Genomic DNA, 11,154 nt, shown 5'->3' with positions numbered 1-11,154 from the left:
GGTCGGATGCCCTTGCGCCGAGCACCGTTGCGCTCGAACGCAACCCCCTGTTTGAAGTCATCACACGGTCTAGGCCAGCAAACGGACGGCGCCCTCCCATGCGCCGGCCGCGATCTGCGCCGCGGGAAGCGCCTGCGCCAGGGCGGCGGACTGCCCGGCCCAGGCCTGCATGCGCGACGCGTCGTTGCGTTCCTGGGCCTGCTTGCGCATGGCGGCGGTGAGGCCGCGCTGCACCGGGTAGGGCGCCGGCGCCGGCGCATCGGCGGCGGCGCGCGCATAATCGTTGGCGATGCTGCGGCCGGCGCGCCCGCTGAAAGCCCGCGTCAGCATGGTCTGTTCCGGCCGCGCCGCCGCCAGCGCATCCGACCAGGCGGTCGCCAGCTTCGCTTCCGGGCTGCGCAGAAAGCCCGTGCCGATCTGCACCGCGTCGGCGCCGAGCAGCATGGCCGCCGCCACGCCGCGCGCATCGGCGATGCCGCCGGTCGCGACGACCGGCAGCCTGACCGCATCGCGGATCGCCGGCAGCAGGGCAAACAACCCCACCTGGCGGCGTTCCGCGGCGGCTGCCTCGAAGCTGCCGCGATGGCCGCCGGCCTCCATGCCTTGGGCCACGATGACGTCGGCGCCGGCCGCTTCGGCCTGCAGGGCTTCATCCACCGTGGTGGCGGTGGCGAACCAGGCGATGCCGAGCTGCTTCATGCGCTGCACGAACGGAGGCGGATACACGCCCATGATGGAGGAAATGACCGCCGGCTTGAGCGCCAGCAGCGCCTCGCACTGGGCATTGAAGTCTGGCGGCGCGGCGTCGCCGGCCTCGGCCGGCACCGCCGGTCCCCATTGCGACAGAAAGTCGCGCACCCTCGCTTCATGTTCCGCGTCGCGGCGGGGCGGCGGATCGGGTATCCACAGATTGATCTGGAACGGCGCATCGCTCGCCTGCCGGACCGCCTGTGCCCAAGCCTCGATCTCGGCCGGCTGCATCAGCAAGGCGCCGCACGCGCCCATGCCGCCCGCCTGCATGACGGCAGCCGACAGCGAGGGCGGGCAGGCGCCCGCCATGGGCGCCAGCAGGATGGGCAATTTCAATCCGAAGCGCCGGCAGAATTCTTCGGCGCGGCTCCTTGTGTCGGCCATGCGGGTTCTCCTCCTCAAGTTGGTGCTGTCCTCGGTAAGGGCGATGTCCGCCAGGACACGCCCGCTCATCGCTCGGTAGTGTGGCATGCTTCGTTTCACCGCAGCCGCACCGTATCGCCGCATCTTACAAAAAAGTTCACCAGTTCCTCATCCGGCTTGAGCCAGATCAGCAAAGCGCGCGATCCCCATTGTGGTGCGGCACGCAACGAGGCGAAGATGCTGCGTCAGGTTTGAGAAACCGCTGGAGACAGAGATGCATTTCACGCGCTGCGGTAATTCCGATTGCCATCGTCCTTTCCAGGTCAACAGCTTCGTGGTCGGTCCGGACATGGCTGGGCGGACCGGGCGAATATGCTGCCCCCATTGCGGCTTCGCCATGGCGGCCGACCATGGGGTCATGTTCCTGTCCCATCCCCTTTCCGCCGAGGAAGAGGCGGACTTCGAGCGCGCCCATCCAGCCGATGCTTCGCTGCATCCCTCCCTGGCCTATCCGCCTTCGATGCGCGAATTCAGGGTGGCCGGCGTACGCTGAGCCGTCCCGACGTTCGAGCGGTCTACTCCGCCACCGCCTGCAGCAGGCGCATCACTTCCTCGTCGCTGGTCTGGCCGAATTCGTCGTACCACAGGCTGACTGCCCGGAAAGGATGCGGCGTGGACAGGCAGACGAACTCATCCACCTCGGCCGCGACGGCGCGGCTGGCTTGCCTGCTCGCGACCGGCACTGCCGCAACGATGCGGGCCGGCTGCCTCGCCTTCAGCGCGCGCAGCGCCACCAGCATGGTGGAACCGGTGGCGAGTCCATCATCCACCAGAATCGCCATGCGGCCTTGCCATGCGTGGCTGGCGTCGCCGCCGCCATACCGCTGCTCGCGCCGCGCGAGTTCAGCCTGTTCCCGTCTGATCGCTTCCTCCACCGCCTCGCCTGCAATGCCGAGCTGCGCAATCAGGTCGGCTTGGATCAGGCGATAGCCGCCGCTGGCAATGGCGCCCATCGCGGTTTCCTCGTTGCCCGGCAAGCCGACCTTGCGCACCAGCAGAACCCCGAGCGCCGCCCGCAACCGGCGCGCGACCGCAAATCCGACCGGCACGCCGCCGCGCGGCAGGGCGATGACGGCGACATCCTGGCGGCCGGCATAAGCCTCGAGCCGGTCAGCCAGCAGCTCGCCGGCATGGGCGCGGTTTCTGAACCGGGGTTGTTCGATCATGGGGAAAGGAAGATGCGGCGGGACATCGGCCTGTCAACGGGCATCTCCTCAATCTAAGAAAAATTGCAGCCTGCGCCATCACCGGCGCGATGGCGTTTGAGCCGGCTCAAGCTTCGGGCCTGCGCCGCCTTTGCCGGGCGACTGCTGCAGGAACGAGACAATGCGGCGCTTTCCCGCATTCGCGGGATTTCCTTCGGGGCGCTTCATGGCACACTTTCCGCTTCATCCACCTCGTTCCTTCGGGAAAATCATGATCAAACAATTCTTCCTCCCGACTTTGCTTGCCGCCTCGCTGTCGGCCTGCGTGGCGGTGCCGGTGGAGCCGGTGGCCGTGCGCGGCAACGCCTGCCCGCCGGGCCAGGCCAAGAAAGGCAATTGCGCCCCCGAGACCGACCGCGGATTCTGCCCGCCCGGGCAGGCGAAAAAGGGGGCGTGCTGAGCGGCTCAAACTCAACATAAAACTGCCGGCTGGAAGATCATCAATTGAATCTTCAGTTTTAGCTGGCGCCGCATCGAAAATGAAAAAGGGCCTCGCGGCCCTTTTTCATTGCATGCCGCAGTCATGGAAGACTGCGGCTCATTCTTTATCAAGCTGTATCAGGCTTTCTTGGCCTTGAATTTGGAAGCAGCTTCCTTCAGGTCGGGAGCGGCCTTGAACTTGGCCGTCTTGCTGGCCTTGATCTTGATGGCTTCGCCGGTCTTCGGGTTGCGGCCGGTGCGGGCGGCGCGCTGGCCGACGCTGAAGGTGCCGAGGCCGGAAAGCGAGAAACGGCCTTCCTTCTTCAGGCCGGTCTTGATGTAGTCGATCAGGAGTTCGATGCTGTCCTTGGCCTGGCGCTTGCTGGTGCCGGTTTCCGCTGCGATTGCTTCAATCAGTTCTGCCTTGTTCATTCCATCCTCTATGAAAGTCAACGATAAAAGCTTAATCGTCGGAAATTAACATGGGCTTTGAACAAAAGGCAAGCGTCTAAATTGAGTTGTTCCTGTAATATCCGAATTTTATTAAAACATCGAGGGCAGAATGTCTAACATCGAGCAAGCCAAGGAATCCATCAAGGCGGAAATCGCGTATGCAATGCAGGGCTTGAGCTTTTATCAGAACCGGATCGCCGCCCTCGAAAAGGCCCTGGAGAATCTGAACGTGGTGCCCGATGCGGACGTCGATCAGCAAGTGCCGCGCGGCCGAGGCCGCAAGGCGAAAAGCGATGCCGCCAAGCCGGCCGCCGGCGGCAAGCGCGGACGCCGTGCCGCCGGCGCCGAGGCGGAAGGCGGCGCGCTGCCCTCCACCGGCGGCACCTTCTGGATCGATCTGATCGGCAGCGAGCCGAAGACGGCGCCGGAAATCCTCGACGCCGCGGTGGCGAAGATGGGTGCTTCCCTGTCCAAGGAACTGCGTAAGAAGCTGGCGCAACGCATGGTGACCGCCATCCACGGCATGGTGAAGTCGGGTCAGGTGAGCGACTCCGGCAAGGGCCGCGAGCGGCGTTTCTACAAGGCTTGATCGAGCCGACCTCAAGGAGGCTGCATGGACTGGACACCGCATACCGCGATCAGCGAGTTCCATGCGCACGTCTATTACGACGCCGCCAGCCTGCAGCAGGCGCGCGCCTTGTGCGAGGAAGCGGCGCGCCGCTTCGGCATTGCCATGGGCCGCATGCATGAACGTCCGGTCGGGCCGCATCCCGACTGGAGCTGCCAGCTTTCCTTCGGCCCCGGCCAGTTCGGCGACGTCATGTCATGGCTGGCGTTGAACCGCAACGGGCTGGTCGTTTTCACTCATCCCGTCACCGACGACGTGCTTGCCGACCATCGCGATCATGCGATCTGGATGGGCGCGGTCAGGCCGCTCGACCTGAGGCAGTTCGAGCATCGCTCGCCGGCGGGCCGATAGCCGCGCGTCGAATCGTTCCGCCGGCGCCGCATCGCTTCTCCAAGGCTGGCCCTGACGCGCCGGCCCACCGATCTTCTCGCTTCTGCGACCCATTACCCCGCGCAGGCAAGCCCTGCCGCTGCCGCCGCGCTTCGCTCGAACAAAAAAAAGCCCGCACACCTTGCGGCAGCGGGCTGAATCCAATTCAAGAGAATCAGAGGAGACAGGAATAACTATACAGCAGGGTCGTTACTCCTCGGCATTTCGATTCGTGATAACAGTTATCGTCCCGGCGGCGGCAGCCGGCCGCAGTCTGCGTCATCGCTTTCTTCCCCGGCCGCCTCGTGCCGGCGCATCGCGGGCAATATATCGGCCTGCATATGGCTTTCATATGATTCCCGGCATGCCTGTTTGCTCATGAAAGCCGCGCCAGCGGCTATAGTAGCGGCTTCGTTGGCGCGAATGCCCGCCGCCATTCTCCTTACCCGACCGGACCAGCGCATGAAAAGCGATCCCCGATTTCCCAATCTCCACATCCTCGACCATCCGCTCATCCAGCACAAGCTCAGCCACATGCGGGACCGCGACACCTCCACCCGCACCTTCCGCGAGCTGCTGCGCGAGATCACGCTGCTGATGGGTTACGAGATCACCCGCAATCTGCCGCTCACCACGGTGCGCATCACCACGCCGCTGCAGGATATCGATGCGCCCGTCATCGCCGGCAAGAAACTGGTGGTGGTGCCGGTGCTGCGCGCCGGCATCGGCATGAGCGACGGCCTGCTGGAACTCGTGCCGTCGGCTCGCGTTGGCCATATCGGTGTCTACCGCGATCCCGCCACCCACCGCCCGGTGGAGTACCTGGTGCGCCTGCCGGACGTCACCGACCGCATTTTCATTCTCTGCGACCCGATGCTTGCCACCGGCAATTCCGCGGTGCATGCGGTCGACGTGCTGCGCAAGCGCGGCGTGGCGCCGTCGCAGATCTTTTTCCTGGCGCTGGTGGCGGCGCCGGAAGGCGTGCAGGTGTTCCAGGATGCGCATCCGGACGTGGCGGTGTATGTCGCCTCGCTCGATTCGCACCTGAACGACCATGCCTACATCATTCCCGGCCTCGGCGATGCCGGCGACCGGCTGTTCGGCACCAAGTAGGTACGGGCAACGACCAATTCATAAACCAAAAAAGAAAGGTTCAGGGATGGCTGGAAGCTATTTTCCGCAATGGCGGCTGCGCACCGATGCGCGCGCCGAAAACGCATCGGTGATCGCGCCGGATGAACGCCTGCCGTGGGGGCAGACCTTCGCCATGGCATTGCAGCATGTGGTGGCCATGTTCGGCGCCACCGTGCTGGCGCCGCTGCTGATGGGATTCGACCCGAACCTCGCCATCTTCATGTCCGGCATCGGCACGCTGGTGTTCTTCGCCTTCGTCGGCGGCCGGGTGCCGAGCTATCTCGGCTCCAGCTTCGCCTTCATCGGCCTGGTGATCGCCGTTTCCGGCTATGGCGGCCAGGGGCCGAACGCCAATATCGGCGTGGCGCTGGGCGGCATCATCGCCTGCGGCGCGCTGTACACCCTGATCGGCCTGCTGGTGACCGCCGTCGGCACCAACTGGATCGAGAAGCTGATGCCGCCGGTCGTCACCGGCGCGGTGGTGGCGGTGATCGGCCTGAACCTGGCGCCGATCGCCGTCAAGGGCGTGTCCGGCAGCAGCTTCGATTCCTGGATGGCGCTGGCGACCGTGCTCTGCGTCGGGGCGGTGGCGGTGTTCAGCCGCGGCATGATGCAGCGCCTGCTGATCCTGGTGGGTCTGCTGCTGGCTTATGCGCTGTACCTAGTGCTGACCAACGGCGCCGGTCTCGGCAAGCCGATCGATTTCGCGCCGGTGGCCAATGCCGCCTGGTTCGGCATGCCGCGCTTCGTCGCGCCGGTGTTCGAACCGGGCGCGATGGCGCTGCTGGCGCCGGTGGCCGTCATCCTGGTGGCGGAAAACCTCGGCCACATCAAGGCGGTGAGCGCCATGACCGGCCAGAACCTGGACCGCTACATGGGCCGCGCCTTCATCGGCGACGGCGTCGCCACCATGATCTCCGGCAGCGCCGGCGGCACCGGCGTGACCACCTATGCGGAAAACATCGGCGTCATGGCCGTCACCCGCATCTACTCCACGCTGGTGTTCGCGGTGGCGGCGCTGGTGGCGCTGGTGCTCGGCTTCTCGCCGAAGTTCGGCGCCGTCATCCAGACCATTCCCAACGCGGTGCTGGGCGGCGTGTCGATCGTGGTGTTCGGCCTGATCGCCGTCTCCGGTGCCCGCATCTGGGTCGAGAACCGCGTCAACTTCTCCGACAACCGCAACCTCATCGTGGCGGCCGTTACCCTGGTGCTCGGCGCCGGCGACTTCACCCTCAAGCTGGGCCAGTTCTCGCTCGGCGGCATCGGCACCGCCACCTTCGGCGCCATCCTGCTGCACGCGGCGCTGTCGCTGCGCACATCCGAACCGCGCGCCTGAGCGGCTTTCTCAGCCTGCGCCGGCGACTGCCGGCGCAGCGTCCCCGGGTTTCCCGATTCCTCCATCCCTGCGCAAGATACCTTTTATCGGGGATGTCACTTCCCTGCGCCAGTGCCTATGATTTCTTCATGGAAATGCATCGCATCCTGCGATGCACTCTCTCCAAGGGGAGCATGGCGTGGCAAATCGAAAGAATCGCTCGAACACGGCAAGCCTTCGCCGGTTTAAGGACGACAAACGGCAAGCCACAGCAGCGCGCTATCGCAGGACGCCGCATGGCTGACGGCGACAAGCTGCGCGATGCGGCGCGCAAGGCGCTGACGGAGTACGCCAGGCAGGTAAGGGAAGGCAAGTCGCCGAGTTATCCGCGCTGGGCCAGCGAGCTACTGGCCAACGGCAATGAACCCCTGCCGCCGGAATTGCGCGATCTCCTCAACCAGCAGAACGAGTCCAGCAGGAAAGGAAAATGAGGCGCGCCTTGTTGCCGCGCGAACTCCTCATCTCCGGAGCGTCCGAACCTTGACAGCTTTCCAATGTCGTACCTCCTTTGCAAACCCTCCGCGACAGCGGATATGCACAAGGAGAAAGCTATGCTAGGCAGACTCGTTACCGTCGCCGCGCTCGCCGTCGGCGGCGCCTATCTTTCGAAACGCATGAAGGCTTCGTCCAGCCCGGATGCGATGTCATCGGTACAAGAGTCGATCGAGGTCGACGTTCCCATCAGCACGGCTTACAACCAGTTCACCCAGTTCGAAGACTTTCCGCAGTTCATGAGCACGGTGCATGAGGTGAGACAGATCGACGATACCCATCTGCACTGGCGCGCCAGCGTGGCCGGCAAGGAGAAGGAGTGGGATTCCGAGATCACTCATCAGGTGCCGGACAAGCGCATCGCCTGGCGCAGCATCTCGGGCGTGCCGAATGCGGGCGCCGTCACCTTCGACCGCATTTCGGATACCCGCACCCGCATCACGCTGAAGATGAGCTATGCGCCGGAAAGCTTCACCGAACAGGTCGGCGACGCGCTCGGCGCAGTCGGCCTGCAGGCCAAGGAAAACCTCGCCAAGTTCAAGGAATTGCTGGAACGCCGCGGCAAGGAAACCGGTGCCTGGCGCGGCACGGTGAACCAGACCGCGCATTAAGGCCGGCAAGCGGCCGCGTGCCGCTTCCGTTGATGCATGCAGGCCCGCCTCAAGGCGGGCTTTTTTATTGCCGGCATTGCCGCATCGACAGGCCCTGCGACGTTCGCCACGATGAATCAACGCCAAGCCGAAGCGGCGCGGCCACTCCTGGAACTCATCCCGGCATCCAAACCGTCTAATCATTCCCCCTCAATTCGATGGAGGATGCCATGCTTTATCGATCCATGTTTCCGCAAGACGTGTTTGCCCAGATGAACCGATTGCAGAGGGAGATGCAGGACCTGTTCGACTTCGAGTCCGGCATACGAGGCATGACGCGCGGCAGCTTTCCCGCGATAAACCTCGGCGCTACCCCGCACTCGGTGGAAATGTATCTGTTCGCGCCGGGCTTGGACCCGAGCGCCATCGAAGTCAATCTCGAACGCGGCGTGCTGACCGTGTCCGGCGAGCGCAAGGACAGCCTCGCTACGCAGCAGCAGAATGCGGCGGTGCATATCAACGAGCGCTTCGCGGGGCAGTTCCGCCGCGTCGTCAGCCTGCCCGACGACATCGATCCGGACGGCGTCGCCGCGAACTACCGCGACGGTGTCCTGCATGTCAGCATCAGGCGCCGTGAGGAAGCCCAGCCGCGCCGCATCTCCGTGCATTGAAACAGGAGGACATCATGAGCGAGGAAGCCAATTTCATGCCGTCCGCGGAAAAAGGCGGAAGCAAGCAGGCCGGACAGGACCGTAAGAAGCCGGCGCGGACCGACAGGCAGGCTGGCGGCGCGAAGGGCCTCTCCAGCCAGGAAGCCGCGCTGCGCCCGCCGGTGGACGTGATCGAGGATGCGTCGGGCATCACCCTGCTGGCCGATCTGCCCGGCATGCCGAAGGAAAAACTCAATCTGCAGCTCGAAGCCGACAGCCTGACCATAGAAGGCGAGATGGCGCTGGACGTTCTCCAGGACATGCAATCGCATTTCGCGGAAGTGACGGTGCCGCGCTATCGCCGCAACTTCACCCTGTCGAAGGACCTGGATACCGAGCAGGCATCCGCCGAGTTCAACAACGGGGTATTGCGGCTGCATATTCCCAAGGCGAAGCAGGCGCAGCCGCGCAAGATCCAGATCAACGTGGCCTGATGCGCCCGCGACGACAGTAGCGTCCCTTCCTTCCGCCTCGGCGGAAGGAAGGGGCTTTCTTGCTGGCGTGGCCGCGGTTCGACGACAAGGCTGCCATCGTCGTTTGAATCAGCGCCGAACTTCAGCCGCCTCAGGCCGCCGGCTTGAGCTCCTGCAGTTCGATCTGCACCGTTTCGCTTTCCGACCCGAGCCAGATCTGGCCATCCTGTATCGTGCATTGCAGCTGCATGGTGCGCTGGGCCAGGGCCGCCAGCGCAGCGCTGGCCTGGGCCGGCACCCGCAGCACCTGCAGATTGCGCGCGCGATCCACCTTGGAAGCGAGCTGGCGCCACCACACGTCGTTCGTCGCGCTGTAGCTGTAGACCACCACCTTCTCCGAGCGGCCGCAGGCCTTCAGCAGGCGGCGGTCATCCGGCTGGCCGACATCGATCCAGAGCCGCACGGCGCCGGTCAGGTCCTTCAGCCAAAGGTCCGGTTCGTCCTCGGTGCTCAGGCCCTTGCCGAAGCCCAGCGCCTCGTCCGCATGCAGGGCGAAGGCCAGCACCCGGATCATCATGCGCTCATCGGTCTCCGACGGATGGCGGGCGATGGTCAGCGCATGCTCGGCGTAGTAGTGGCGGTCGAGGTCGGAGACCTGGAGGTTGGCTTTGTAGATGGTTGCCTTGAGGGCCATGGCGCTGCCTGGTCGAAAAAAGCAGCCAATGTACCGCATCGCACCGGCGCGCGCCATGGCGGCCATGGCGGCCATGGCCAAAGCGGCCTATGATGACGCTTCTCCCCATAGCCAACATACGATCGCGCCTCCGGCCCGCTGCTTCCATGTCCAAGAAAAAGAACTTCGCTCCTGCCTTGCTCGCCGCCTTCGCCATGCTGGCCGCCCTGCCCGCATCGGCCCAGACCGATGCCGCCTGTCCCGGCTCGCTGAAGGACGTCGCCTCATGTTATGTCGGCGCCGACGCCAACGGCGCGCAATACTGGATCGCCATCCCGCGCGACTGGAACAAGACCCTGGTGATGCATGCGCATGGCGGTCCGCGGCTCTCGCCCATCGCCCGCGACAGCAGCCTGGAAGACCTGGAGCGCTTCGCCGTGACGGTGCGCCAGGGCTTCGCCTGGGCCGGCTCGAGCTATCGCCGTCCCGGCTATGGCGTGCGCATGGCGGCGGAGGATACCGAGAACCTGCGCCGGATATTCATCGCCGCCTTCGGCCAGCCGCGCCGCACGCTGCTGCATGGCCAGTCCTGGGGCGGCAATGTCGCCGCCAAGGGCATCGAACTGTATGGCGGCAGCGGCAACAGCGCAGGCAGGCCGGCCTACGACGGCGTGGTGCTGACCTCGGGCATGGTGGCCGGCGGCACCCGCAACTACCTGCACCGGGCCGACCTGCGCGCCGTCTATCAATACTATTGCCGCAATCATCCGCGCCCGGACGAGCCGCAGTATCCGCTGTGGATAGGCCTGCCGGCGGAGTCACGCATGAGCGGCAAGGAACTGGAAGCGCGGGTGGACGAGTGCACCGGCATCAAGTCGCCGCCGGAGAAGCGCAGCGCCGAGCAGAAGCGGCGCCTGGCAAACATCCTGGCGGTGATCCCGGTGCCGGAGCGCACCCTGGTGTCGCACCTCAACTGGGCGACCTTCCTGTTCCGCGACCTGACCCAGCGCGTGCTGGCGGGCGGCAATCCCTTCGACAACCGGCATGTGGTCTATCGCGGCTCGGACGACGACGCGGCGCTGAACAAGGATGTGGTTCGCTTCGATGCCGATCCGAAGGCCGTGGCGCGGCTGGCGGAGGATTCCGACATGAGCGGCAGGCTGCCGGTGCCGGCGATTTCCCTGCATGCGATCGACGATCCGACCGCGCTGGTGGAGTACGAGGCGCAATACCGCAGCGTGGTGGACGCCGCCGGCAAGGGCGATAGCCTGGTGCAGGTGTTCACCCGCGAGCGCGAGCACAGCAAGCTGTCGGATGCCGAATATGCGGCGGTGTTCGGCGCGATGATGCGCTGGATCGATCAGGGCGACAAGCCGTCTGCCGAGCAGATCGCCGCCGGCTGCAGGCAGGCATCGGAGCGCTTCGGCGGCGGCTGCCATGTCGATGCCGGCTACGCGCCGGCGCCGCTGTTTTCGAAGGTGGCGCCGCGCTGACGGCAGATGGAAACGCCCGGCGCAGC

Annotated in this window: 16 protein-coding genes; 11 read left to right on the top strand and 5 right to left on the bottom strand. The window is 65.2% G+C overall.

Annotated features, from left to right (window positions below; translation table 11 throughout):
- Positions 1-69: 69 nt before the first annotated feature.
- Positions 70-1,134 carry an NAD(P)H-dependent flavin oxidoreductase gene (locus CHB88_RS07640; RefSeq protein ID WP_089398710.1) on the bottom strand — a complete coding sequence of 355 codons (1,065 nt, stop codon included), beginning with the start codon at positions 1,132-1,134 and terminating at the stop codon, positions 70-72.
- A 253-nt stretch (positions 1,135-1,387) separates the two neighbouring features.
- Between CHB88_RS07640 and CHB88_RS07635 the strand changes: the two genes are divergently transcribed.
- A complete protein-coding gene (locus CHB88_RS07635) occupies positions 1,388-1,666 on the top strand; it encodes a hypothetical protein (protein ID WP_089398709.1) in 279 nt (92 codons plus the stop codon).
- Between the two features lie 22 nt (positions 1,667-1,688).
- On the opposite strand, the gene CHB88_RS07630 is transcribed toward CHB88_RS07635, so the two are convergent.
- Positions 1,689-2,339 (bottom strand): phosphoribosyltransferase, encoded by a 651-nt coding sequence (locus CHB88_RS07630; protein ID WP_089398708.1) that lies wholly within the window; start codon positions 2,337-2,339, stop codon positions 1,689-1,691.
- A gap of 78 nt (positions 2,340-2,417) precedes the next feature.
- Complete coding sequence (locus CHB88_RS25825; RefSeq protein WP_281254994.1) at positions 2,418-2,546, bottom strand: hypothetical protein; 129 nt, start codon at positions 2,544-2,546, stop codon at positions 2,418-2,420.
- Between the two features lie 43 nt (positions 2,547-2,589).
- Here CHB88_RS25825 and CHB88_RS24295 point away from each other — a divergent pair, with 43 nt between their 5' ends.
- Positions 2,590-2,778 carry a hypothetical protein gene (locus CHB88_RS24295; RefSeq protein ID WP_143131167.1) on the top strand — a complete coding sequence of 63 codons (189 nt, stop codon included), beginning with the start codon at positions 2,590-2,592 and terminating at the stop codon, positions 2,776-2,778.
- 158 nt (positions 2,779-2,936) lie between these two features.
- On the opposite strand, the gene CHB88_RS07625 is transcribed toward CHB88_RS24295, so the two are convergent.
- The gene (locus CHB88_RS07625) at positions 2,937-3,230 is read right to left on the bottom strand and encodes an HU family DNA-binding protein (RefSeq protein WP_089398707.1); all 294 of its coding nucleotides are present in this window, start codon (positions 3,228-3,230) and stop codon (positions 2,937-2,939) included.
- Between the two features lie 130 nt (positions 3,231-3,360).
- Between CHB88_RS07625 and CHB88_RS07620 the strand changes: the two genes are divergently transcribed.
- The 8 genes from CHB88_RS07620 to CHB88_RS07585 all read left to right on the top strand — a co-directional run bounded on the left by CHB88_RS07620 (position 3,361) and on the right by CHB88_RS07585 (position 8,983).
- Positions 3,361-3,840 carry a hypothetical protein gene (locus tag CHB88_RS07620; protein WP_089398706.1) on the top strand — a complete coding sequence of 160 codons (480 nt, stop codon included), beginning with the start codon at positions 3,361-3,363 and terminating at the stop codon, positions 3,838-3,840.
- 24 nt (positions 3,841-3,864) lie between these two features.
- Complete coding sequence (locus CHB88_RS07615) at positions 3,865-4,230, top strand: DOPA 4,5-dioxygenase family protein (RefSeq protein ID WP_089398705.1); 366 nt, start codon at positions 3,865-3,867, stop codon at positions 4,228-4,230.
- A gap of 480 nt (positions 4,231-4,710) precedes the next feature.
- Positions 4,711-5,361 (top strand): uracil phosphoribosyltransferase, encoded by a 651-nt coding sequence (gene upp / locus CHB88_RS07610; RefSeq protein WP_089398857.1) that lies wholly within the window; start codon positions 4,711-4,713, stop codon positions 5,359-5,361.
- 46 nt (positions 5,362-5,407) lie between these two features.
- Positions 5,408-6,718 carry a solute carrier family 23 protein gene (locus CHB88_RS07605; RefSeq protein WP_089398704.1) on the top strand — a complete coding sequence of 437 codons (1,311 nt, stop codon included), beginning with the start codon at positions 5,408-5,410 and terminating at the stop codon, positions 6,716-6,718.
- Between the two features lie 275 nt (positions 6,719-6,993).
- On the top strand, positions 6,994-7,188 hold the full coding sequence (locus CHB88_RS07600; RefSeq protein ID WP_089398703.1) for a hypothetical protein: 195 nt from the start codon (positions 6,994-6,996) through the stop codon (positions 7,186-7,188).
- Positions 7,189-7,308: 120 nt separating this feature from the next.
- Positions 7,309-7,860, top strand: a complete 552-nt coding sequence (locus CHB88_RS07595; protein ID WP_089398702.1) for an SRPBCC family protein — start codon at positions 7,309-7,311, stop codon at positions 7,858-7,860.
- A gap of 209 nt (positions 7,861-8,069) precedes the next feature.
- Positions 8,070-8,510 carry an Hsp20/alpha crystallin family protein gene (locus tag CHB88_RS07590; protein ID WP_089398856.1) on the top strand — a complete coding sequence of 147 codons (441 nt, stop codon included), beginning with the start codon at positions 8,070-8,072 and terminating at the stop codon, positions 8,508-8,510.
- 14 nt (positions 8,511-8,524) lie between these two features.
- Positions 8,525-8,983: an Hsp20/alpha crystallin family protein gene (locus CHB88_RS07585; RefSeq protein ID WP_245844808.1), complete on the top strand. Its 459-nt coding sequence runs from the start codon at positions 8,525-8,527 to the stop codon at positions 8,981-8,983.
- 130 nt (positions 8,984-9,113) lie between these two features.
- On the opposite strand, the gene CHB88_RS07580 is transcribed toward CHB88_RS07585, so the two are convergent.
- Positions 9,114-9,656 carry a YaeQ family protein gene (locus CHB88_RS07580; RefSeq protein WP_089398854.1) on the bottom strand — a complete coding sequence of 181 codons (543 nt, stop codon included), beginning with the start codon at positions 9,654-9,656 and terminating at the stop codon, positions 9,114-9,116.
- Between the two features lie 146 nt (positions 9,657-9,802).
- Between CHB88_RS07580 and CHB88_RS07575 the strand changes: the two genes are divergently transcribed.
- Positions 9,803-11,128, top strand: coding sequence for a hypothetical protein (locus CHB88_RS07575; protein ID WP_089398701.1), 1,326 nt, complete (start codon positions 9,803-9,805; stop codon positions 11,126-11,128).
- Positions 11,129-11,154: the final 26 nt, after the last annotated feature.

It is taken from the genome of Noviherbaspirillum humi (assembly GCF_900188095.1).
Lineage (GTDB): Bacteria > Pseudomonadota > Gammaproteobacteria > Burkholderiales > Burkholderiaceae_D > Noviherbaspirillum > Noviherbaspirillum humi.
The sequence above is the reverse complement of the archived record's forward strand: the minus strand, read 5'-3'. Positions and strand labels throughout refer to the sequence as shown.

Coding starts and splice junctions, on each gene's coding strand:
- CHB88_RS07615 (WP_089398705.1), top strand. CDS start 3,865: ATGGACTGGACACCGCATACCGCGATCAGCGAGTTCCATGCGCACGTC.
- CHB88_RS07630 (WP_089398708.1), bottom strand. CDS start 2,339: ATGATCGAACAACCCCGGTTCAGAAACCGCGCCCATGCCGGCGAGCTG.
- CHB88_RS07605 (WP_089398704.1), top strand. CDS start 5,408: ATGGCTGGAAGCTATTTTCCGCAATGGCGGCTGCGCACCGATGCGCGC.
- CHB88_RS07620 (WP_089398706.1), top strand. CDS start 3,361: ATGTCTAACATCGAGCAAGCCAAGGAATCCATCAAGGCGGAAATCGCG.
- CHB88_RS07595 (WP_089398702.1), top strand. CDS start 7,309: ATGCTAGGCAGACTCGTTACCGTCGCCGCGCTCGCCGTCGGCGGCGCC.
- CHB88_RS07600 (WP_089398703.1), top strand. CDS start 6,994: ATGGCTGACGGCGACAAGCTGCGCGATGCGGCGCGCAAGGCGCTGACG.
- CHB88_RS07575 (WP_089398701.1), top strand. CDS start 9,803: ATGTCCAAGAAAAAGAACTTCGCTCCTGCCTTGCTCGCCGCCTTCGCC.
- CHB88_RS25825 (WP_281254994.1), bottom strand. CDS start 2,546: ATGAAGCGCCCCGAAGGAAATCCCGCGAATGCGGGAAAGCGCCGCATT.
- CHB88_RS07580 (WP_089398854.1), bottom strand. CDS start 9,656: ATGGCCCTCAAGGCAACCATCTACAAAGCCAACCTCCAGGTCTCCGAC.
- CHB88_RS07635 (WP_089398709.1), top strand. CDS start 1,388: ATGCATTTCACGCGCTGCGGTAATTCCGATTGCCATCGTCCTTTCCAG.
- CHB88_RS24295 (WP_143131167.1), top strand. CDS start 2,590: ATGATCAAACAATTCTTCCTCCCGACTTTGCTTGCCGCCTCGCTGTCG.
- CHB88_RS07590 (WP_089398856.1), top strand. CDS start 8,070: ATGCTTTATCGATCCATGTTTCCGCAAGACGTGTTTGCCCAGATGAAC.
- CHB88_RS07585 (WP_245844808.1), top strand. CDS start 8,525: ATGAGCGAGGAAGCCAATTTCATGCCGTCCGCGGAAAAAGGCGGAAGC.
- CHB88_RS07625 (WP_089398707.1), bottom strand. CDS start 3,230: ATGAACAAGGCAGAACTGATTGAAGCAATCGCAGCGGAAACCGGCACC.
- upp (WP_089398857.1), top strand. CDS start 4,711: ATGAAAAGCGATCCCCGATTTCCCAATCTCCACATCCTCGACCATCCG.
- CHB88_RS07640 (WP_089398710.1), bottom strand. CDS start 1,134: ATGGCCGACACAAGGAGCCGCGCCGAAGAATTCTGCCGGCGCTTCGGA.